Source organism: Coprococcus hominis (ex Arizal et al. 2022), assembly GCF_040094675.1.
GTDB classification, from domain to species: domain Bacteria; phylum Bacillota; class Clostridia; order Lachnospirales; family Lachnospiraceae; genus Coprococcus_C; species Coprococcus_C hominis.
This window is the reverse complement of record NZ_JBBNHG010000019.1, coordinates 1-22,774: the sequence shown is the minus strand read 5'-3', so window position 1 is coordinate 22,774 and position 22,774 is coordinate 1. Positions and strand designations below refer to the sequence as shown.

The window sequence follows — 22,774 nt, the reverse complement described above, 5'->3', positions numbered from 1 at the left end:
ACGAACTTTCTATTACATTCTGTTTTACTGGATTGTTACACGGATCTCTGCAACCTTTCCATCGCGGATACGCTGTGCTGCTTCTCCGGATACAGTTGCTGCCTCACAGGACTCTATACTTCCATCAGCCGCCACAAGTTCGTACTTTGTAACTGCATACTGTCCCGGAATTATATCCCGCTTGCTGCCACAGTCATATACAACCTTGATCTTGCCAAACAACGTTGTCTCTACCTTGCCGTCGTCCTTCACAAGATATGCCGGGATTGCCGGTGCAAGCTTAAATGTAAGTGTACCATCCTGCATTGTAAATAACTTCTCGCCGTTCATCATAAGCTCCCACATCTGTAAGAACTCTGCAGTTGAACCACTCAGTCTTGCGACAAAGCCCTTTCCGTGGATCTTCTCATTGAAGTTTGCAGAGCTTACTAAGAAGGATGAATTCTCGAGCGGACTTCTGCCGTATGTCTCATAAGGCAGGAATGGAACGCCCATCTTCTTTAAGTCTGCGAAATACTCTTCATACAGTCCGGACTTCAACAGTTCCAGTAAATATTTGTACTCCATATGCAGCCAGATGGATTCGTTCTCCAGCCAGCCCGGGGAGAATGCACGCGCACGTCCAATCTCGTAAGAGCATTTTGTAAGTGGTGCATTTACCTTGTACATATCAAGCTTCTTGTCATACATATCTGAAGCCTTTACCTTCTCATAAAGTGCTTCCTTCGCCGCATATGTCTGTGGCAGCTTCAGGTAACGAACCGGTCCCTCTAAGAACAACGGGATATCAACCACCTGCAGATTCTCCGGTGTGATCACGCCGTCCTTTTCTGTGTAATCCGACATGCTGTATGCCATATAAGCCGGTGCAATGCCATCTTTCATCGCACAACCAAGCTCAATTCCTTCCTCTACATATGCGATCATGCGGTCAAGAGTTGCAATAAGCGTTGCAGCCGGAATCGTCTCTTCTTTTCCGTCAATGCCAAATGCGGTCTTCTCACGATATGCTTCCTTTGCGATATTCACAGCATTCCATACTGCCAGACGGTCACCGCCCTTTGTATAATTCTTAAGTGCTGCATCTGTCTTTTCAATCAGCTCGGCAAGCTCTGCAGGAACGTCTACCGCACGGTCAAACTTCGCAAGCTCCTCACGCAAGAACAATAACATCCGCTGTAATTCGTATGTCTCGCAGACAGAAGAACCAAATAATCCCGGCAGACCATTTAACGCGTCATACCAGCCCGGCTTTCCACCTTCCATCTCGACACCGATGCCCTTCATATCGAGTGCATCGAACTTGAGTGTACTCATCAGCACAAGCTTCGTTGCAAGATTTGAAGTATAAACGTCACCCTTTCCATACGCTGTACGCGCCTTGTCAAATGTTACCTCTGCCTTCTTCTCCTCGTCGATCGAGTTGTACTGTCTGACACCCTTGTCTGTCTTGACATAACGCTTCACACGTGGAAGAACCGTTGCCTTTGACTCATAGTAGGTGTAATCCTTCTCATCAAAGAGCATCGTCTCTTCCTTCTCCGGATAGACAGACAGATATGCGTCAACGAGATCCAGATTGTATGTCCAGTGGTCGCTCCAGTAGCCCTCACCGAAATCTGCATTCAGATTCTCAACACTGTGTTCCATCACAACGGCGAAGAACTTGTCTTCCTCAATGGTAAGTCCAACCTTCTTATTGTAGATCTGTGCGTATAATTTACCCGGTGTAAATGGCTTTGCAAATAAGTTTTTCAGAACATCCGCATTCTCAGTTACATAGGAGAGCACTTCCGCTTCTGCCTCTGGCTTTAATGAATATGTAATCTGCTTTACCTGCAATGGATTGTAACCATCCAACTGCAGCAGATCGTAAAATACTTTGATATTGTAATCGCCGACGAAGTTCGCAAAATAGATATCGCTTCGACGGTTCTGGTTTACATCACGGAAGTTTCCATTTCCCTGTGAATAATATTCCGGAAGCATGGAGAAGAAATTGTAATCACGCTCCACATCGCCGTGCTTTCTGGAATATACATAGAAGATATGTCCGCCCGGAAGCTTCACCGGATATCCGCCACGCAGGACGTTGTCAATATAGGTCTGCTTGCAGTACGCATCGAAGACTGGATCTGCCGTTGTCGTTGCGATCGTATCTGCAAGTTCGTTGATGATCGCGTCATTTTCTTCATGCTTTCTTGCAAAATATGCTGCATTCAAACCAGCATCTGCAAATGTATGGAACAGCTCCTTCGTGCCTGCCTGACCATATACAGAATAGATCGTGTAACTGTCTGTGATGTCCTCATGCGCACACGCAAACCCTGCCGGTACCTGATTCGCACACAGCTGATGCTCTGCCGCAAGTGCAAGTACCTCTGTCTGAAAGAATTTCACTGGCTTTGCCAGACTTGTATCGTAATCAAAGATCAGCTCCGGATCTGCGATGATCGGAAGTTTTTCGCCGTTCTTATTGACAGATACCATGAAGTTTCCTGCCTCTACCTCGGAAACTTCTGCCGCATCGGCAAGTGCGATACGCACACGGTAATATGGGAGCTTCTCGTTTACATCCTCGACCTGCATCCAAGCCTTTGTCGTCTGTGCCGTCTCCTTCATATCCTTTAATGCGATACCGTATGGAAGCAGTGCCGGCATACCATCTAACACTTCCACGTCCTTCTTCGCACCAGCGAGATTCGTGATCGTCACAGTACGGACCAGACCGCCGAGACGCTCGTTTGGCATTGTGTAGTACAGGACATTTACTTTGATGCCAAGTGCTTCGTTTGTCTCCTCGATTTCCAGCTCGTTCATACCGATGTACATCTTGTGTGGCATATCGTCGTCCACAAACGGCTCGTAGAATGTTCCGTCTACCTTCAGGAACGTGCGGAAGCCCATCGTCTTTGTAAACTGGTAGGACTGATGTGCCGGATAAAATTCCATGATGGAATGATCTTTGTTCTCTGAGCCGAAGCTGCAGATTGCCTGTCCACGGTTAACGTAGAAGTTCCAGAGCGGGGTTCCGTGGATACCGCTGATGCCCGGGAGGAAGCTTGCGAAACAGGACTGTTTGTTGTAGTTTTCGATTACAAAGCGGTTCTTATTGTCAAACATATTTTCCCCTTTCTAAATCGTACGGATAATTGTAATCTACATCTCTACGAATAATGGATATTGCAATTCTACGCAGACGCGCTCTCGCTCACTTCCACACGTAGCAGACACTAAACTCCCTGCGCCCTCATTCTTCCGGCGCAGCTCGTTAAGTGCTGACGTGTTCCAATGGTCTGCTTTAGAATCTGCAATATCCATCATTCGATATACATTTTTGAACAATTATCCTGTTTTTATCTATAAATTTAAATTATCTTTGACTGCAAATTTTACTTTGCGGCGGCGTATAATTCCTTGATCTGTGCCTCGTCGAGTGGCAGGATTGGGGAGTTGTCGTCGCAAGTGTCGCGGTTTTCTACGATCACGACTTCGCCGTCTGTATCCATGATATGGTTATGCCATGTGCCCTTCTTGATGTTGTAGATCTTGTGCGGCTCCATGTGTACGGCTGTAATCTTGCCCGGCTTGTCGCCTTCGCCTGCGAGGAACAGTGTACAGTGTCCCTGTACCAGTACGAATACCTCGTCCGTATATAAATGCTTCTGCATTGTCTTTACATTCTCGATCAGCAGATCGTCGCAGAACTTTAAGACTGCGACTCTCCAGCTTTCGTAATCAACAAGTGGTTTGTAGCCTTCCGGCTGAAAATCTATAATTTCAATTCCTTCCATAATTGGTTCCTCCTTAAGCAAGTGTTACTTCGATTGTGTGCTGTGCATCCTTGGAAAGTGCCTCGATATCTGCACGCTTGATCACTGGCGTTCCGGCAAAGTCGTAAGGTGTGCCATCGATTGTGATTGCGCTTACCTTGTAATCAGCCGGCGCCTTCTTCTCTGCATTCTTCATAACGATCTTGACATTTCTGTCTGCAAAGATCATAGAAAGTCCTGCTTCCCCATTTGCATCAAACTGCTCTGGAAGAAGCTGTGGCACGAATGCCAGATCTCCCATCTGTCCACGCACACCAAACATCTGTGTGATCACCGTTACAAGCAGCCAGCTTGCAGCACCGGTCAGATAGTGGTACACGCCACGTCCCTTGGCATCCACATACTCCGGCACACCCGGATAGATGCGGCTCTTCTCGACATCGTTGCAGTGCTCAAATAATGTATTAAATACTTTATACGCTTCCTTCGCGAAGCCTCTTTGATAAAGTGCATTTCCAAACATCGTTGCCATGTGACAGAACACGGCACCATTTTCCTTGTGGCCATACGCGAATCCAAACATACGTCCAAGATCCATCTTCACCTCATGGAAATCGGTGTTCAAACGGTAACCGCCAACAGAAGCATCGTACAGATACTTATCTGCGGATTTCACGATCTGGGCCACCTGTTCGTTGGTTGCTGTCTTCGACATGATCGTAAATACCTGTGAGGTAAGCATCATACGGACACCGCCATTGATATCGCCCTCAACCGCCTTGCCGGAGTTATCATAATAACCGTTGAAGAAGCCATCGCCCTCTGCAGTCTGTACCCACTCGGTCTTGCGGATGTGCTCACGCATCCAGTCTGCCTTCCCCTTGAGGTTTGCAGCAAGCTCTGATACAGAGATCTCTACCTTCTCACCGGATAATGTATGTCTGCATGTCTCGCAGTAATTCATCAGTACTTCACGCTTCTTCGCTACGTCGTCATACAGATCTGCACCGGATACAAGAAGCTGCTGCATCTCCTTTGCGATCTTCACGGTCTTTTTGCCGGATGCCTCGAATGCTGCAAGCAGTCCTGCGATGTGATCCATATTGTCTGCGTACATCGTTGTAAATGCCACGCTCTCACCACGCTGTGCTGCCATATCGAGTGCATCGTTCCAGTCTGCACCACGCAGGCGGATCTCATTGTGATCTCCGACATCGTAGAAGGAAGACAGATTCTGAATCAGCAGATGCTCTAACAATGTTCCGGAGTATACATTTCCTGCTGCATCCTTCTGCTTTTCACCCTGTGAGATATCCCAGTCTGTATCGCGGTCCTCGCCACGACAGATCAGAAGATCCTTGAAATATGTATTTTCTTCTAACAGGATATCCAAATCTCCTGTCTGATTGATATAAAGCTCGGTTGTCAGATATGGCCATACGCCGTGATCCATCCATACACGCGCGATACCATTACGGTCAGCGATAAATTCGCCCTGCTTGCTTCCAATGATTGTTGCATTTGTACCATCGAGACGCACACCACCGAAGTTGTCGATCAGCATCTGACGCACGCCATCCGGATTCATGATAAGAAGTGCCAGACAATCCTGCCACAGGTCACGCCATCCACGGCCGCCCTTACCATAATCATGATGTGGAAGGAACGAACATCCATAGATCCGACGCAGCATTGGCTGGAAGCTTACCCACTTCATCCACTGGTCGAAATCCTTGTTGCCTGTGTGGTAAGAGACATTGACCTTCTCCTGCCAGTATGCGATTGTCTCATCCCATGCCTTGTCAAACGCCTTGACACTCAGGAACTTATTTGCAGCTGCTGTAAGCTCTTCTGCGCTGTCGCCATAACCCATTGCGATCACATAGGAGATTGTCTCACCGGCAGCCACCTTCTTCTCTGCAAATACAACACCGCCCAATGCTTCGTAGCCGTCGATGCCTTCGCCCTTTGCATATGGCGCAAGTGGATTCTTATAAAGTGCACGTGGGTTCTCCAGATTACCGCCCTCGCCAATGAAATCCTCTACGATTGGATAATAGCCGATCGGTGTCTCGTTCTCATTTCCACCGAACACACCATAGTTGATCTCGTTGCGCTTATGTCCACGCTCGTCAAATGTCATCGTCGGCTTTACAAGAATGCCTGTCTCATTGGTTGTAATGCGATGAAGCAGAGCCGTTACGTGACGGTGGTCACGGATGTTATCTGCGGATCTTGCATAAAGTGGAATCGCAGTCACGACCTGCATTGTCATTTCTTCCTCCGAAATATTTGTAAGCTCTACCTTCAGAAGCTCCAGCTTCTCACCGCTGATTGGTGACACGCTGGAAAGCGCTGCCTTCACACCGTTCTTCTCAGATGTACGTGTGATCTTGTGATGCATGAAGCCTGCCTCCAAATAGGTTGGTTCCTTGTCCTCTGTAAAAAGCTCTGCCTGCTGGGCAGCGGAACGCCCAGTCAATGACCAGAGTGTCTTGCCATTGATCTTGCACCATACATTTCTGGATGACTTGTCATTGTGCAGATTCTCACAGCTCACTGGTGGCATAAGGAATGAATTCTGACTCATCTTCGAGTCACCTGCGAGATCGGGTGCAACCGAACTCATAACCCCTGATTCATTTGCGATTGGAAAATAAAGATAACTAAGCATCTCTGGATTCTCCATAGTAAAGTCGCCCTGATTTCCTACATAATTAATCTTCATTTCAACACTCCTTTTTATTAAAATTCTTATATTATTTTCTTGTTTTAGAGGTTGTCTGACAGTCTCTGCAAACAACCAGATGCGCGCAATCACGCACATTACAATTATATCGTATTTTTCCACATAAGAAAAGAGACGTCTATCATTTACGTCTCTTTTTTTAGTAAAATTTTACTCATCATTTGCATTTTTATTTTCGGTTGGCAGGTTCCATCTGTTCCCGCCAAAAAAGTCTGCCTCCGCAGCATCGTGTGTCACCAGAAATGTCGTCTTCCCTGCAGTCTTCTCCTTCACATACTGCATCACGATCTGCTTCGTCGTGGCATCCAATCCTTTAAATGGTTCATCTAAGATCACACAGTCCGCATCGTACAACAATGCCCGGAGCAGGGCGATCCGCCGCCGCATGCCACCACTTAGTTTCATGACGTTCTGTTTTAAGTCATCCGCCGTGATACCAACCTGTGCTGCCTCCTGTTCTATCCTGCACTTCTGCGCGTCCCTTTGTGCATGCGTCTTCTTACGTTCCAGCACAAGGGCAATATTCTCATAGGCTGAAACATCCTCGCACAACCGGTCTTCCTGAAACAATACAGCTACCCGCTCTGGCATGCCAGTTACTTTGCCGCTGTCCACCTTTTCTAATCCTAACAGAATCCGAAGCAGGGTTGTCTTGCCACAGCCCGACACACCCATGATTACAGTCGTCTCTCCTGCCGGAAACTCCTTCGAGAGCTGGCTTAGCACCTGCTTTTCGCCATACGTTTTCGATACATTTTTTATTCTAATATCCTGCATCCGTATCCTCCATAAAACGTGAGCACGGATTAAGCAGCCTCGACAGTCCTGCCAGAAATACCTTCTCCGCCACCACGCTGACTACCACAATGATCACCGTCCACGCAAGCAGGTCGTCGGTATCAAGGTATATTTTTGCTGTATAAAGCATCTTGCCGATCGAACCGTTCGGCACGCCGATGATTTCTGCGGCGATACCTGCCTTCCATGCCATACCGGTTGTCACACGGCAGGCAGAAAGAAGAAACGGGCGAAGCTTCGGCAGCTCGATATAGCGGAAGCGTTTGCGCCATGGCAGCTGAAAGACTGTTGCGACCTCCTGCATCTCCCGGTTTTCTGCACGTAGTCCCTCTAAGACATTCTGATATATGATCGGAATTACGATCAGGAACGATATGAATACCGACAGATTCCGGGCGGACAGCCAGATCAGACAGATCACGACGAACGATGCCACCGGCACACTTTTGATTGTCGCCATCCACGGCCACAGCAAGGTCTCTACAACCGGGTGCTTCGCCGCCAGATAAGCAAGCAGGCAGCCCAGAATCAACCCAAGCAAAAAACCGCCTGCAATATGGTAGAACGAGAACCATATCGCACGCGCAAAGCCCTCCACCCGCCAGATCGTGCAAAGCCGTCTTGCAACTGCAACCGGTGTTACAAGCAGAATCCGCTGGTGGATGAGAAGTGCTGCAATTTCCCAAAAAGTGAGTGCAAGCAACGCTGCACCCACTTTCTTTAATACTTCTTTATAGTTCATATTTACAATCCATAATAAAAATCATCGGCTGGGAGTGTACCGCCAACTGCCTGTGGGTTCTCGTCAAAGAGAATCTGCAGATATCCGCTGACACTGTCCTTCATTTCCTGTCCCTTCAGGAATGTGATATGGCATTTCGGAATCGCCTTCTCTGCGAGCGGCGCCTTCGCCACAATACCATATCCGGCGATCAGCTCTGCCGCATCGGCTGCATTGTCATTTGTATAAGCAACGGAAGCCTCATACTCTGAAAGGAACGTCTCAACTGCCTGTGGATGCTCCTTCACGAAATCTGTCCGGGCAACAACCACACCAGTCACGATATCACAATCCTCGATCTCTGTCCATGCATCATTTAAGTCGATTGCAACGCGCAAGCCGTCAACCTGTCCCATTGCGGCTGTCGCAAATGGCTGTGGTAACATAGCAATCGCTTCAGAATCATTTGCAATATAAGACAGTGCTTCCGTTGTATCTGCACACCACTGGATCGTAAGACCACTATCCGGATCAATGCCATTTTGCTTCAAAATATGGCGCAGTGTGTATTCTGGTGTTGCACCCTGTCCGGTTGCATACAGTTTCTTGCCTGCCAGATCCTTAATGCTCTGTACGCTGTCTCCACGCTCCACGATGTTCAGGACTCCCAGTGTGTTAACTGCAAGGATCTGCACGCCACCGTTCGTATTGTTATAGATCACAGAAGCCAGATTCGATGGAACCGCTGCAATGTCAATGTCACCCTTTGTAAGCGGTGCCACAAATGTAGATGGATCGGTGGATAGATCTGCGAACTCATATGTGCCCTTTGCAGTCCCATCTTCAGCATCCTTCATCAGCTTGACCATACCCATTGCGGTCGGGCCGGACATCGCACCGACACGGACAGTTACATCATCTGTTCTCTCCTTCTTTCCACATCCTGCCAAAAGCATGCAGAACATAGAAAAAGCCAGCAACAAAGCAAATACTTTCTTCACTGCCGGTCTCTTCTTTGCATTTCGTCTCATCTCGTTCATAGATTTGCTCTCCTTTAAATTAACCTTATAATATTTAGATCTTAGCTGTGTTGCATTTCGCAGTCACACCATCGATCATCCCTAATTTGCCGGAAAGCGCACTGGTACACGACATCGGCGCATCCATAACGACGGATATGATAGAAACACCCTTCTTCTCATACGGAAGTCCCATACGGCCGATGATATAGTCTGCATATTCATGCAGAACCGCATTCACCTTCGCCGCCTGATCTCTCTCATATACGATAATACTGATTACGGAAATTCGCTTATCCATAGTACCCTCTTTTATTACTCGCCTTTCCACGCGGGACGAACCCTTGTGCGTCAGAACGAAATGAAACAACTTTAATCTTCTTCAATATGCTCGCAACCTTGTGCGATAATTGTGCGGACATGTTCATCCGCCAGAGAATAGAAAATTGATTTTCCTTCTCTTCGGTTCTTCACCAGTTTATTCTGCTTCAAGATACGAAGCTGATGTGAGATTGCGGACTGTGTCATGCCGAGCGCCTCAGCCAGATCACACACGCACACCTCTGCCTCAAATAATACGAACAAAATCCGTATTCTCGTTGAATCGCCGAATACCTTGAAGAGCTCTGCCAAATCATACAATTCTGTCTCACTTGGCAGCTTCTCATTCACAATCTTCAGCAGATCCTTGTGCACCTCGTGACTCTCACAACATTCTATCATTTTCTGCGTATGTGCCATAGTATCCTCTTTTCACACTAAAGTTTCTTTACAAACAATGTACGGATTGCATTTAACACTGCCAGTATCATAACTCCGACATCTGCAAAAATGGCAAACCACATATTTGCAATACCAAGTGCGCCGAGTACCAGACAGATTACTTTAATACCAATCGCGAAATAAATATTCTCATATACGATACGGATACATTTTCTTGAGATCCGGATCGCCTTCGAGATCTTCAGTGGATCGTCGTCCATCAATACGATGTCGGCAGCTTCGATCGCTGCGTCGGAGCCAAGCGCGCCCATCGCAATACCGATATCGGCACGTGAGAGAACTGGTGCGTCGTTGATTCCATCACCCACAAATGCAAGTTTATCCTTTTCCGACTTTTTCGTCAAGAGTTCTTCAACCTTTTCTACCTTATCGCCCGGAAGCAGCTCACTGCATACCTCATCGATTCCAAGCTGTGCGGCTACATGATCTGCCACATTCTTGGCATCTCCGGTCAGCATAACGGTCTTCTCAATACCGGACTTCTTCAGTGCGGCGATCGCCTCTGCCGCATGCTCCTTGATGACATCGGAGATCAGAATATGTCCGGCGTATTTACCATCAATCGCTACATGGACAATCGTTCCAACATGGCTGCAGTCGTGATACTCGATACCGAGCTTCTTCATAAGCTTTGCATTTCCAGCTGCAACAACCTTTCCGTCCACCTTTGCTGTCAGACCATGACCACCGATCTCCTCCACGTCACTGACGCGGTTCTTATCGATCGGCTTGCCATACGCACGCTGTAAGCTCTTGCTGATCGGATGGGTGGAATAGCTCTCTGCAAGGGCTGCATACTCAAGCAGCTCCTCATCCTTATATGGGCTGTGGTGGATACCATTTACCTCAAATACACCCTTCGTCATCGTACCGGTCTTATCAAATACGACGATCTTCGTCTGCGACAATGTCTCTAAGAAGCTTGAGCCTTTGACAAGGACACCTTCCCGGCTCGCGCCGCCGATGCCTGCAAAGAAGCTAAGCGGAATACTGATTACCAGTGCACATGGACAACTGATTACAAGGAATGTCAGGGCACGGTATACCCAGTCGCCCCATTCCGGTGCAAGCCCCATAAATGCCATCCGCACGATCGGCGGTAAGATGGCAAGTGCCAGAGCACCATAGCAGACTGCCGGTGTATAGATCTTCGCAAACTTCGAGATAAAGTTCTCGGAACGTGATTTTCTGGAGCTTGCATTCTCTACCAGTTCCAAAATCTTCGATACCGTCGACTCGCCGAATTCCTTCGTCGTACGGATCTTCAAAAGTCCGGTCATGTTGATACATCCACTGATGATCTCATCGTCCACGCTGACTTCCCGCGGTACGCTCTCACCCGTCAGTGCACTTGTATTCAAGGACGATGTTCCCTCGACAACGACACCATCGATTGGCACCTTCTCACCCGGCTGTACAACGATAACCGTACCGATCTCGATCTCATCCGGATCAACCTGCTCAAGCTCTCCATCCTTCTCTACATTTGCATAATCCGGGCGGATATCCATCAGATCACTGATGTTCCGGCGGCTCTTGCCAACAGCGTAGCTCTGAAACAGCTCTCCGATCTGATAGAAGAGCATAACCGCAGTACCTTCCTTGTAATCCCCGAGTGCGATCGCACCGATGGTGGCAACTGCCATCAGGAAATTCTCATCGAAAATCTGTCGGTTCAAAATTCCCTTTCCTGCCTTCTTCAGGATATCATATCCGATTACAAAATACGGAATCATATACAGTCCGAACCGCACGTATCCTTTCACCGGGATAAACTGCAAAGCGATCACCAATACCGCTGCAATAATGATCCGAATCAATACCTTCTTCTGCTTCTTCGTCATAGCCGTCACTTCCTATCTCTGTCTGCTTCTTCTACTTACTTATGCACACCTGCTGCATCTGTGCAGATCTCTTATAAGAAGATCTCGCAGTCATCCTCTACCTTCTTGCAGTTCTTCAGAACGTCCTTCATAACTGCCTTTGCATCTGCACCTTCTTCAAACTCTACGATCATCTTGAGTGCCATAAAGTTTACAGTTGCGTCCTTGACACCAGCTGTATTCTTAGCAGCGTCCTCCATCTTATTTGCACAGTTTGCACAATCAACATCAATTTTGTAAGTTTTCTTCATCATCGTATCTCCTTTTTTCTCGATATCATATGAACAATTATTCATATGTTTTTGTTTATTATAGCATTCCTTTTTCAGATGTCAACTATCAATTTCCATTTTTTCCTGTTTTTTTATCACGCAGATCATTATGACAAGCAGGCTCAAAAATGCTGCCAGACTTCCTGCCGCTCCCAGACTGATTCCACGCCCGGATAAATCAAATTTTGCACTCACACCAAGTACAGCCGTCACCGCTAACAGAATTCCGATCAATCCCTCTCCGGCGATCAGTCCGGAAGAAAATAAGATTCCATCCTGCACATACGCCTCATTCTTTTTCCTTTCATAAAACGCGCGCAACAGACCGCCAACCATGATCGCTGTTGACAGATGAATCGGCAAATACAATCCGATAGAAAAAGGAAGCACCGGAATCCCAACGATCTCAACCGCAACTGCGATAAATACGCCGATCAGAATCAGTCCCCACGGCAGATAATCTCCCATCACACCTTCCACAACCAGCTTCATCAATGTTGCCTGCGGTGCCGGAAGCTCCGGATCGCCGAAGCTCCATGCTGCCTGCAACAGATACAGCACACCACCGATTGCAAGTCCGGAAACAACCGCCCCGATCAGCTCTCCAACCTGCTGCTTCCACGGTGTTGCCCCGACGATAAAACCAGTTTTCAAATCCTGCGACGTATCCCCTGCCATTGCCGCGACAATACAGATGACCGTTCCCATTGAGATTGCAACTGTCATTCCTTTTAATCCGGTCTGCCCGGTTAATTTCAGCACAAAGGATGCAAGCAGCAATGTCGCGATTGCCATACCAGATACCGGATTGTTCGAAGAACCGACAAGACCAACCATCCGTGCACTGACGGTTGCAAAGAAAAATCCAAACACGGCAATAAAAAGTGCCATCGGCACAGACAGCCGGATCTGTGGCATCACACACAGGAACAACAGGATTGCCACAATTCCAATGATCACATACCGCATCGGAATATCACGTTCTGTCCGTTCCCTTCCCGTATTCCCATAGCCACGCACTGCCTTACGGAAGGTCGTCACGATCAATGGCAACGTCTTTACAAGGCTGATAATTCCGCCTGCCGCAACTGCTCCGGCTCCAATATAGCGGATATAGTTTCCCCACAATTCCCATGTGGTTAAAGTGCCGATTGCTCTCGTCGCTGGAAACAAGATATTATCCCCACCAACCAGCACGAACGCCGGCATCAGCACGAGCCAGCCAAGTACCGCCCCGCTCAACAGATACGAAGACACACGCGCGCCGCAGATATATCCAACACCCACCAATGCCGGTAGCACGTCGATACCAAAGCCTGCCCCACGCAGCTTCCGGCTTTCAAAATCGACTTCACTTGGAAACAGCTTCAATCCGTCTGCTAAAAATTTATAGACAGCTGCCGCGAGCAATCCTTTTAATACCTTCTTTGCTTTCGCGCCACCCTCTTCTCCAGCAAGCAGCACCTTCGAACATGCCGTTCCCTCCGGGTATGGCAGGCGGTCATGTTCTTCCACGATCAGCGCGTGGCGAAGCGGCACCATGAAAAGCACCCCAAGCAGACCGCCGCTTATGGCAAGCATCGCGATCGTAAAAAAAGACGGCATCGCCGTTCCATGCTCCTTCGCCCACATAAACAACGCTGGAAGCGTAAAGATTGCACCTGCCGCCAGCGATTCTCCGGCGGAGCCGATTGTCTGTACCATGTTATTTTCCAGAATCGAATCCCGCTTTAACAACAGCCGCACAATCCCCATCGAGATCACGGCTGCCGGAATGGATGCGGATACCGTCATACCGACACGCAGCCCCAGATAGGCATTGGCACCACCAAATACAACGGCAAGTAAAATTCCTAAAATAAAAGCTGTCGGTGTAAATTCAGTTGTTTTTTTCATTGTCTGTTTCTCCCTGTTTTTATACTTCTTCACAGATACAGTTTTTCCCATTTTTCCTGCATACATACATTGACTTTTTCCGTCCATCTTATGTATAATTGTAAATAAAAAAAGCGCGAATGGCAGACACATTTCACGACAGAAGGGAGCGTATATTTATGAACAAACAGGTCATTATTTCAATCGGACGAGAGTATGGAAGCGGCGGACATGTAATCGCAGAAATGATCGCCAAGCATTACAATATTCCACTTTATGACAGAAATATTCTCGACGAGCTTTCCAAGGAAACCGGAAATTCTTACGATGTCTATAAGAAGTACGATGAAAAGCCAGCAAATCCTTTTATCACCAGAACGGTACTCGGACAGTCAAACTCCGTAGAAAAGATTATTGCAGAAATGCAGTTTAATTTCCTGAAGGAAAAGGCAGAAAGCGGAGAATCCTATGTAGTACTCGGTCGTTGTGCCGAGGACATCTTACAGGATAATGATGGACTGATCTCCATCTTCCTTGTCGGCGACACCGATGTGAAGCAGAAGCGAATCATGGAAGTCAAGCATGTATCCGCAGACGAGGCGCTCACAAAAATGAAACGCCACGATAAAAGCCGGAAGCAGTATCACAATTCTTTCTCCTCTGGCAAATGGGGCGATTCCCGGTACTATGATGTCTGCATCAATACCAGCCGCCTTGGTCTGAAAGCTTCAGCAGAAGAACTGATTCGCTATATCGACGCCAGAGTAGCTGCCATGTAATTGAATTCATACAAATCATACATTGATATATTTACATACAAAAAGAGTCCTGCAAATCCGCAGGACTCTTTTTTGATTTGTTATTTTATTTAATAATACATGCTCTGCCATCATTCAAAGGCGTTGCACTCGGTGCTTTGCCTCCCTTTGGTACGAGTACGATCTGAATTCCTTCCAGACGCTTTGCATATCCAACGGTTCCGGCTGTCTGACCATTCTTCGCCCAGTTCAACCAGCCGAAGGTCTGTGCGTGTACACGGTAGTATACATCATATTTCTCAGCAAGCTCACCAGTCAGCTTGATCTCGATTGCCTCCAGACGCTTCGCCTGTCCAGTCGTTCCACTGACTACACCATCGCTGACCCAAGGCTGCCATCCCAATTTCTGCACATGCGTATGATAGGTCACACCACCATCTACACCAAGCGCTTCATTGTTGACCTGAATCCGGATTGCCTCCAGACGCTTTGCTTCTCCATATGTTCCAGAGAAGGAACCATCTGATACAAACTGCTGGTTGCCATAGGTCTGTACATGCGTTGCATAATTGATCAATCCCGGCTGATCACTCTTCGATGCGGACCTACCGTACTGTACATAGGAAACTGCACTGGTTCCTGTTGATGGTGTCATGCCCTTCGGTACAACGTAGATCTGGATTGCCTCCAAACGCTTTGCGAATCCGGAAGTACCTGCCGTCTCTCCGTTCTTTGCCCAGCCAAGCCAGCCAAAGGTCTGTGCATGTACACGATAATATACGTCAAACTTGTCTGCATCATTGCCTGTCAGCTTGATTCGGATTGCCTCCAGACGTTTGGACTGTCCTGTTGTTCCGCTTAAATCTCCATCGGCAACCCAGTCGCCCCAACCAAAGGTCTGTACGTGTGTCTGATATGTGACGCCCAAATCATACGCGCCACTGACCTTGATCTTGATTGCCTCCAGGCGCTTGCCAAGTCCGGTCGTTCCGCTTGTCATACCGTTAAATTTATCTGCCTGCCAGCCATAACTCTGTACATGTGTGCTATACGCTACATTCAGGAACGAATTTGCTGTACTGGATGTCTTTTTTACCGTACAGAATTTGTACATATAATCATTTACAATACTATATCCATAATTTGATGCAGTTGCCCAGCCCTTTCCCCAAGGGTTTTCCTGAATACCCAAGTACTCTACAAAAGTTGCACAGCCTCTTGTCACATACTGGAATCTCGGATCAACCACTGCATTTTTCAGATCTTCCGGTGAAGCGTATGCCTTCAGATGCTGTACCTGTGCACGTACTCCCAGACGTACCGAACCAAATGCCTGTCCAGCAGCGCCGCCTCCGGTTGCGCCCAGTCCACAGAAATTATACTGCTCAATCTTTACATCGCCGCCGAATCGCAGGAATCCAGTTTCTTTCATTGCCTGTGCAAATACAACACCCGGATCTACGCCCTCTGCAACTGCCTCGTCGTAAAAGATCTGGCAAAATGTCTGCAATGGATTGGACGATGCTTTGATCTCTGTATCATGCTCCTGATAGTAAGTCGGGAACGTTGCATTGGACTTATAATACGATACCATACGATCAACTGATGTCGTCGGAGTCGTCATGATTGGTGTCAATGCTTCGGACGTACCACCGTCATATGCTGTACGGATTGTGTCTGCGATTGTCGCCTTAGAACCGTAATTTCCGTTCTTGGACAATCCATAATATTCTGCAATGGCGGTTGCATCTGCATACCCCATTTCCTTTACTTTATCTTCTCTTGCCAAAAAGTTATATACATCACCAGAATTATCGATAAATGCATGCTCGATCAAGACAGCCGGGAATCCAGCTTCCTTGGAACGCTTGATAACGCCTAAGTAATCGGATGGCGAACCATCTGGATACTGGCTGCCGTCCTCTGTATTCCGGATCTTGATTCCTCTGTTATATAGGCCAAGTGCTACCAGCTTCTGCTGGATTACTTCTGCCAGTTCTTTTCCTTCTGTTCCGATACCCGGTATGTAATTGCCGTTTGGATAATACACCTCGGCACCGCCATGTTGTCCACCAACAGCATTGATATGAATGCTGACAAACACATCTGGATTAAATGTCTTCGCATACGCCACACGATTGGCAGGATTGTTGTCGGTATCTGCCGTTCGTGTCATGTATACTTCAACATGGCTATACTCTTCCAGCTTTGACTTGCAATACTGCGCGATTTTCAACGTCAAATCCGCTTCTCTCAAGCCATATTTACATGCACCCGGATCAGAACCACCATGTCCCGGATCAAGCACAACAACCAGATTCGGGTTGGCTGTCGACTGTGTTGCGATTCCGCTGTCTGCAACACTGTCATCGGCTTCCTGTAAAGCTTCGGTCAGAGAATCAAAAGTCATCTCCTGTCCTTCGGCATCCAGCACGGTAATTCCGTCTTCGCCGCAGGCTTCCTCTGCATCCTGCTCTGCCTGTTCATCCACGACATAGGCATCCGCCTCAGAATCAACATCCGTATTGATACCAAATTTGGCTTCAATTCCGGTATCCACCATACGAACGATTCGTTTCTCTCCGTCTGCAACTACCTCAATCGTGGTTACTTCATATTCTCCGCTCGGCTGGGTATCATCAAACTCCATGTTAAACAGCAGGCTTCCCTCATCTACGGTATCCGCAGTCACTTCATAGGAAGTACCAGTCTCCACATTGACGTAAGTCAAAACCGCATCCGAAAGCTTCTCCGTTCCATCTCCAACATCCGCCAGAACAAACTGGCTTCCCGGTGTACATACAACCGGACTTCCGACGACCAGATAATTCAACTGTTCTTCTGTCTGTGCCACCGAAACTGGTTCTGCTGCGCAAATCGGGACTCCATTTCCCGCAAGCAGCATCCCCGCTGTCAAAATGGCTGCAAGAATCTTCTTACTCTTTTTGAAGCGTATCATGTTACTCTCTCCTTCGTTTTCTACTATAATCCAAAAAACACCATTTCGATTATAATATCATTTTCGGCAGATAGCAATGATTACGCATCCCTTTTTCGTCATTTTCTTGTAAATTTCCTGTAATTTTCACTATCGACGTAGTTTTCTCTTCCGTTTATAGCCGGTATACTTCTGTTTTTTCTCGTAACGTGCCCGTAACTTCTCCGCACTCAGCGTCAGATACCGGAATAAGGATTCCGCCGCAAATCCGAACACAACCATCAGCAATATACACCGGTTTGACATATCACTTAATGCGAACAGCTTCTTCAGGAAGATTCCGGAGAATACAAGTCCGAATATATTCAGGAAGATCACGCCGTACTTCATCTTATTAAGCGGTTCGCTGATCTTAAATAAAATCATAAATCCAACAACCGACAAAACCAGTGTTGCGGCTGTCGCCACACTCGCATCCGGAAGTCCGAATACCGATCCAAGCATGACAAGGGCTCCGACTGCAATCACATCGGTCAGACCGCCCGGCAGTGCCTTAAGCAACACATTCGTGATAAACCTGCCTTCGATCCGGTTCTTGTTCGGCTCTAAAGCAAGCAGAAATCCCGGTGCGCCGATTGTGAACATACTGATCAAGGATACCTGCGCCGGTTCGAGCGGATATGTGATCATCAAAACCATCGAGAATACTGCCATCAACAGGGAAAATATATTCTTTACAAGGAACAAACTCGCTGACCGCTGTACGTTGTTAACGACACGCCTTCCTTCATACACAACATCCGGCATATGTGCAAAATCCGAATCCAACAATACAACCTGTGCTGCCTGCGCTGCTGCCTCACTTCCCGATGCCATCGCCACGCTACAGTCTGCATCCTTCATCGCTAAGATATCATTGACACCATCGCCGGTCATCGCAACTGTATGTCCTTTGATCTGCAATGCCTTCACAAGCTTCTGTTTCTGCTTCGGTGTCACACGTCCAAAGACAGTGTACTGTTCCACTGCATCCCTAAGCTTCGCCGCTGTATCAAGTGTGGTCGCATCCACATAATTCTCTGCACCCGGGATTCCCGCCTGCAGCGCAACCTCAGAAACTGTTCCCGGATTATCACCGGAGATAACCTTGATTGCCACGCCCTGATTGTTAAAATATTCGAATGTCTGCTTTGCATTTTCACGAATCGGGTTCGCAAGTATGACAAATCCAAGCGGAATCACCTCTTCTGTAAGTCCGTGCTTTAAATCTGTTCCTGCGTATTTTGCAAAAAGCAGGACGCGGTCACCATCCTTCGTGAAGGTTGTAATCTCTTCTTCCACCGTCGCATATGCATCTCGCAGGACAAATTCCGGCGCCCCTAATATATAAGTTCCTTCTGTAAATACGATTGCACCGTATTTCGTTGTTGAGGAAAATGGATAGCGCTCCACAACCATCCGATGCGGTGTCGCACCATCATTTTCTGCAAATGTGCGGAGTGCCTGCATCGTCGCATTGTTGTCGTTCGATGCAAGAGTATAATCCACAAGTAATTCCTGCAATTCCTCCGGCGTGTGCAACAGATTCTTCCCGTTCTTACTGCATATGATCTGCTTGACATTCATCGTCGGCTCGGTGATCGTACCGGTCTTATCCACACACAGCACATCGACACGTGCAAGTGCTTCGATACTCTTCATATCATGCAGCAGCACCTTCCGGCTGGCAAGCTTCATGGTGCTGAGAGCCAGTGCGATTGTCGTAAGTAAATATAATCCCTCCGGAATCATACCGATGATCGCCGCAACCGTCGCTGTCACACTCCGGCGAATTGTCTCATGGTTGATAAAATGGCTCTGATAAAACAACAGAAGTCCGATTGGGATGATAACGATACCAACCCATTTGACGATCTGGTTGATTGAACGGATCATCTCAGACTGCTCGCCGCTTCCCATCGTCTTTGCTTCCTGTGAGAGCTTCGCGATGTAGGATTCATTTCCAACGTGTGTGAGTTCGGCATGGCATCGTCCGGATACGACAAAGCTTCCTGAGAAGAGTTCGTCGCCGGGATTTTTCTCTACCTCATCCGCTTCTCCGGTAAGCAGCGATTCATTGACCTGCACGCTTCCTTCCACAACGACTGCATCTGCGCAGATTTGGTTGCCCGCCTCTAAGATGATCTCATCATCCTGTACAAGCTGTTCGGTTTCAATCTTCTGCTTCACGCCGTCCCGCACGACGATCGCGTGCGGTGCATTCAGCAGATTCATCTTGTCCAGTGTCCGCTTCGCGCGAACCTCCTGTATAATTCCAATCAGTGTATTGCCGATGACAATCGGCAGGAAAGTCAGGTTCCGAAAAGAACCGACCAGACAGAGTAAGACCGTAATGATCAAAAAGATCAGGTTAAAATATGTGAATGTATTGGAGACGATAATCTCCTTCGTTGTTTTATCGGTAGACAGGTCGCTCTCGTTCGTCAGTCCCTGATCGATCCGCTCCTGTACTTGTTGCTGCGTAAGTCCCATAGTTTTCTCCTTTTTGAAAATACCCTTGCTGCATCCTGCAATCTGATTCTGTATAGTATATTCCTGCAACTATGTTTGCATATGCGATGTATTGAGCCCAAGAAATTCTAAATGTTCTGTTATACAATATTATCATCGTACGCAACCGCCGCCCGGGTATTGCCCCCTCGCTTCGCTCGTCGGCAGATTGTCGGGCGCATCCTAAATATGAATCTACGATTCATATGCGCCCTCCGCTCGCCATCCATGGCTCAGTGGCGGCTTGTTTGAACATCGTGTTCAAACATTGCTGTTATTATCCAGAACATTAAGAACTTCTAAGCCTCAAACATATGCATATTCCAAACATAGTTGCAGGAATTACACATACAGAACCAGATTACAATATACTTTTTTGTATTTTCAACACTTCTTATGCCTTAATTCTATATCTTCCAAATTATTACATATGATAGCACAGGAGATTTGCTGAAACAACGCAAATTCTATGAACTTTTGGTGAATCTTAGGAATCGGCGGTACAGCAAAAATCCGGCAATCGACGTAATAATATCCGTAACCGGAAACGTCAGCCAGAAGAAGTTTAGCCCGATTCTTGAGAATGCATACCCAAGCGGCACAAACAAAAATACCGTTCTTATCACCGTAAGCATACTGCTTGTAAACGCTTTTCCAACTGCCTGAAAGAACACCGGAAATGTCAATGATGTCACAAGCGGAATAAAGCTCACCGCAATGATACGGAACGCCACCTTCCCAATACGGATCACTTCTGCGTCATGCGAGAATACATGCAGCATCTGCCCCGGCATCAGTTCAAAGCAAAGCACACCAATCATCATCAGGGATACTCCATATATAAGTGCCAATGACAGCGTCTTCTTGCAGCGGTCAATCTTCATCGTTGCATAATTGTAGCTTAAGATTGGCACGATACAGGTCTGCATCGCACCGAGCGGAATGAAGAAAAACGCCTGCCATTTGTAATAAAGGCCGAGTACCGTCACCGCCTGATCAGAGAAGGTTGCAAGTACCATATTAAGTCCGAATATATAGAACGTGTACGCAGACTGCATCAGGATGTTCGGGATTCCCATCTTATAAATCTTGCGGATGTCCGGCAGATATACAGATAACGCCGGTGACTTCCGGAATCCTCTGCGCATGACGATCAGCGCCGCTACGATCTGACCAACGACGGTTGCTGCCGCAGCTCCTGCGATTCCCATCTTCGGCAATCCAAACATACCAAAAATCAAGAGTGGATCGAGTATGATGTTTGTAACCGCACCTGCAATCTGCGCGATCATCGGCGTCTTCATGTCGCCGTTTGCCTGCAGGATCTTCGTCCAGATGCTCTCTAGAAAAAGTCCGAAAGAAAAGACGCATACAATCCGTCCATACATCACAACCTCTTTGATTACTTCTGCGGAATCCGTCGACATCTTCGCGTATGCGGGCATGAAGAAATAACAGAACACGGCGAATACTGTCCACATAAACAAAGTAAGTGGCGTGCCGATCCCACCGATTTCGTCTGCCTTTTCGTCCTCGGACAAGCCTAAGTAATGCGCCATGCACGTATTGATACCAACACCGGTTCCCACCGCAAATGCGATCATCAGAAGCTGGATTGGATAGATGATGGACAGCGCGGTCAGTCCACTCTCGGAATACCGCCCGACAAAGAAGCTGTCCACAATGTTATAAAGTGCCTGTATCAACTGCGCCAGCATCACGGGCGGTGCCATATTCCATAGTATTTTACTGATTTTCTCTGTGCCAAACATCTGGCTGTCTTGTTTCATGTTTTACCATTCCTCGCTGTCCCACAAGATTGTGAATGGGCCATCGTTCTCCAGTTCGACCTTCATATCAGCACCGAAGCTTCCGCATTCCACTTTTCCAAATGTCTCCACACATTTTGCCTTGAAATACTCATACATTTCCTCAGCAAAGTCCGGCGCACCCGCCTTCACAAAGCTTGGTCGGTTTCCCTTCTTGCAGTCCGCATATAATGTGAACTGGGATACGACCAGCACTTCTCCACCTACATCGGTAATTGACAGGTTCGTCTTGCCCTCTTCGTCTGCAAATATCCGGAGGGTTGAAAGCTTCTTCACATAGCGGTCAACCATCTCCTTCGTATCTCCCTCTGCCACACCGAGCAGAAGCAGATAGCCCTTGCCGATGCTTCCGATTGTCTCTCCATCTACTTTTACGGACGCGTGATTAACACGCTGTATTACAATTCGCATGATTTTTCTCCTATTATTCTTGTTTTATTTTTCGACAGAGGTTAAATATTCTATATTATTCTTATCTGTCTCTATTTCTTGCTAAGCATCCCTATTATACATATGCAATTCCCCCGTTTCAACTATCTTTTCTCTCTCCATTCTCCAAATTGGGGGAATCTTTCTGTTTTCAGATTTTCTCCCCAATCAACTTTCTTCTCTCTGTCTTCCAGTTGGGGAATTTTCCTGTTTCCCTGATTTTCTCCCCAACCCGCTTGCTTCCTATCAGCTTCCGATTGGGGAGTTTTTCCCGTTCCTCCACTTTCTCCCCATCCTGCTTGCTTCCTATCAGCTTCCGGTTGGGGAGTTTTTCCCGTTCCTCGATTTTCTCCCCAACCCGCTTGCTTCCTATCAGCTTCCGATTGGGGAGTTTTTC

Annotated in this window: 18 protein-coding genes; 1 reads left to right on the top strand and 17 read right to left on the bottom strand. The window is 47.5% G+C overall.

The features are described 5' to 3' along the window. Positions 1–24 precede the first annotated feature (24 nt). From AAAT93_RS01075 to AAAT93_RS01020, 12 genes are all read right to left on the bottom strand, one after another. Positions 25–3,123, bottom strand: a complete 3,099-nt coding sequence (locus tag AAAT93_RS01075; RefSeq protein ID WP_227573318.1) for a hypothetical protein — start codon at positions 3,121–3,123, stop codon at positions 25–27. Positions 3,124–3,159: 36 nt separating this feature from the next. Further along, positions 3,160–3,324, bottom strand: coding sequence for a hypothetical protein (locus AAAT93_RS01070; protein WP_349095446.1), 165 nt, complete (start codon positions 3,322–3,324; stop codon positions 3,160–3,162). 68 nt (positions 3,325–3,392) lie between these two features. After that, a complete protein-coding gene (locus tag AAAT93_RS01065) occupies positions 3,393–3,794 on the bottom strand; it encodes a hypothetical protein (RefSeq protein ID WP_227573317.1) in 402 nt (133 codons plus the stop codon). 13 nt (positions 3,795–3,807) lie between these two features. Beyond that, positions 3,808–6,501, bottom strand: a complete 2,694-nt coding sequence (locus AAAT93_RS01060; RefSeq protein ID WP_227573316.1) for a GH36-type glycosyl hydrolase domain-containing protein — start codon at positions 6,499–6,501, stop codon at positions 3,808–3,810. 171 nt (positions 6,502–6,672) lie between these two features. Then, entirely contained in the window at positions 6,673–7,299 is a 627-nt protein-coding gene (locus tag AAAT93_RS01055) for an ATP-binding cassette domain-containing protein (protein ID WP_118734810.1), read from the bottom strand. Beyond that, positions 7,286–8,062: an ABC transporter permease gene (locus AAAT93_RS01050; protein ID WP_118734809.1), complete on the bottom strand. Its 777-nt coding sequence runs from the start codon at positions 8,060–8,062 to the stop codon at positions 7,286–7,288. Before AAAT93_RS01050 ends, AAAT93_RS01055 begins: the two co-directional genes overlap by 14 nt. Before the next feature lie 2 nt (positions 8,063–8,064). Beyond that, on the bottom strand, positions 8,065–9,081 hold the full coding sequence (locus tag AAAT93_RS01045; RefSeq protein ID WP_227573315.1) for an ABC transporter substrate-binding protein: 1,017 nt from the start codon (positions 9,079–9,081) through the stop codon (positions 8,065–8,067). 34 nt (positions 9,082–9,115) lie between these two features. Next, a complete protein-coding gene (locus AAAT93_RS01040) occupies positions 9,116–9,361 on the bottom strand; it encodes a TM1266 family iron-only hydrogenase system putative regulator (RefSeq protein ID WP_021985758.1) in 246 nt (81 codons plus the stop codon). Positions 9,362–9,432: 71 nt separating this feature from the next. Next, on the bottom strand, positions 9,433–9,801 hold the full coding sequence (locus AAAT93_RS01035; RefSeq protein WP_177970046.1) for an ArsR/SmtB family transcription factor: 369 nt from the start codon (positions 9,799–9,801) through the stop codon (positions 9,433–9,435). A 17-nt stretch (positions 9,802–9,818) separates the two neighbouring features. After that, a complete protein-coding gene (locus tag AAAT93_RS01030) occupies positions 9,819–11,687 on the bottom strand; it encodes a heavy metal translocating P-type ATPase (RefSeq protein WP_117780765.1) in 1,869 nt (622 codons plus the stop codon). A gap of 71 nt (positions 11,688–11,758) precedes the next feature. Beyond that, on the bottom strand, positions 11,759–11,977 hold the full coding sequence (locus tag AAAT93_RS01025) for a cation transporter (RefSeq protein WP_117780764.1): 219 nt from the start codon (positions 11,975–11,977) through the stop codon (positions 11,759–11,761). An 81-nt stretch (positions 11,978–12,058) separates the two neighbouring features. Next, a complete protein-coding gene (locus AAAT93_RS01020) occupies positions 12,059–13,894 on the bottom strand; it encodes an OPT family oligopeptide transporter (RefSeq protein ID WP_227573314.1) in 1,836 nt (611 codons plus the stop codon). Between the two features lie 158 nt (positions 13,895–14,052). On the opposite strand from AAAT93_RS01020, the gene AAAT93_RS01015 reads away from it, so the two are divergent. After that, positions 14,053–14,652, top strand: coding sequence for an AAA family ATPase (locus tag AAAT93_RS01015; RefSeq protein ID WP_227573313.1), 600 nt, complete (start codon positions 14,053–14,055; stop codon positions 14,650–14,652). An 85-nt stretch (positions 14,653–14,737) separates the two neighbouring features. Here the strand turns inward: AAAT93_RS01015 and AAAT93_RS01010 are convergent, their stop codons facing one another. From AAAT93_RS01010 to AAAT93_RS00990, 5 genes are all read right to left on the bottom strand, one after another. After that, on the bottom strand, positions 14,738–17,590 hold the full coding sequence (locus AAAT93_RS01010; RefSeq protein WP_227573312.1) for an N-acetylmuramoyl-L-alanine amidase: 2,853 nt from the start codon (positions 17,588–17,590) through the stop codon (positions 14,738–14,740). A gap of 129 nt (positions 17,591–17,719) precedes the next feature. Further along, positions 17,720–20,101 (bottom strand): cation-translocating P-type ATPase, encoded by a 2,382-nt coding sequence (locus AAAT93_RS01005; RefSeq protein WP_227573311.1) that lies wholly within the window; start codon positions 20,099–20,101, stop codon positions 17,720–17,722. Between the two features lie 485 nt (positions 20,102–20,586). Next, positions 20,587–21,909 carry an MATE family efflux transporter gene (locus AAAT93_RS01000; protein ID WP_227573310.1) on the bottom strand — a complete coding sequence of 441 codons (1,323 nt, stop codon included), beginning with the start codon at positions 21,907–21,909 and terminating at the stop codon, positions 20,587–20,589. Positions 21,910–21,912: 3 nt separating this feature from the next. Further along, entirely contained in the window at positions 21,913–22,359 is a 447-nt protein-coding gene (gene dtd / locus AAAT93_RS00995; protein WP_195541343.1) for a D-aminoacyl-tRNA deacylase, read from the bottom strand. A 169-nt stretch (positions 22,360–22,528) separates the two neighbouring features. Continuing rightward, the coding region (locus AAAT93_RS00990; RefSeq protein WP_349095442.1) for a hypothetical protein at positions 22,529–22,774 on the bottom strand (246 nt) is incomplete at its 5' end.

Coding starts and splice junctions, on each gene's coding strand:
- dtd (WP_195541343.1), bottom strand. CDS start 22,359: ATGCGAATTGTAATACAGCGTGTTAATCACGCGTCCGTAAAAGTAGAT.
- AAAT93_RS01075 (WP_227573318.1), bottom strand. CDS start 3,123: ATGTTTGACAATAAGAACCGCTTTGTAATCGAAAACTACAACAAACAG.
- AAAT93_RS01060 (WP_227573316.1), bottom strand. CDS start 6,501: ATGAAGATTAATTATGTAGGAAATCAGGGCGACTTTACTATGGAGAAT.
- AAAT93_RS01025 (WP_117780764.1), bottom strand. CDS start 11,977: ATGAAGAAAACTTACAAAATTGATGTTGATTGTGCAAACTGTGCAAAT.
- AAAT93_RS01020 (WP_227573314.1), bottom strand. CDS start 13,894: ATGAAAAAAACAACTGAATTTACACCGACAGCTTTTATTTTAGGAATT.
- AAAT93_RS01070 (WP_349095446.1), bottom strand. CDS start 3,324: ATGATGGATATTGCAGATTCTAAAGCAGACCATTGGAACACGTCAGCA.
- AAAT93_RS01015 (WP_227573313.1), top strand. CDS start 14,053: ATGAACAAACAGGTCATTATTTCAATCGGACGAGAGTATGGAAGCGGC.
- AAAT93_RS01010 (WP_227573312.1), bottom strand. CDS start 17,590: ATGATACGCTTCAAAAAGAGTAAGAAGATTCTTGCAGCCATTTTGACA.
- AAAT93_RS01005 (WP_227573311.1), bottom strand. CDS start 20,101: ATGGGACTTACGCAGCAACAAGTACAGGAGCGGATCGATCAGGGACTG.
- AAAT93_RS01050 (WP_118734809.1), bottom strand. CDS start 8,062: ATGAACTATAAAGAAGTATTAAAGAAAGTGGGTGCAGCGTTGCTTGCA.
- AAAT93_RS01045 (WP_227573315.1), bottom strand. CDS start 9,081: ATGAACGAGATGAGACGAAATGCAAAGAAGAGACCGGCAGTGAAGAAA.
- AAAT93_RS01065 (WP_227573317.1), bottom strand. CDS start 3,794: ATGGAAGGAATTGAAATTATAGATTTTCAGCCGGAAGGCTACAAACCA.
- AAAT93_RS01055 (WP_118734810.1), bottom strand. CDS start 7,299: ATGCAGGATATTAGAATAAAAAATGTATCGAAAACGTATGGCGAAAAG.
- AAAT93_RS01000 (WP_227573310.1), bottom strand. CDS start 21,909: ATGAAACAAGACAGCCAGATGTTTGGCACAGAGAAAATCAGTAAAATA.
- AAAT93_RS01040 (WP_021985758.1), bottom strand. CDS start 9,361: ATGGATAAGCGAATTTCCGTAATCAGTATTATCGTATATGAGAGAGAT.
- AAAT93_RS01030 (WP_117780765.1), bottom strand. CDS start 11,687: ATGACGAAGAAGCAGAAGAAGGTATTGATTCGGATCATTATTGCAGCG.
- AAAT93_RS01035 (WP_177970046.1), bottom strand. CDS start 9,801: ATGGCACATACGCAGAAAATGATAGAATGTTGTGAGAGTCACGAGGTG.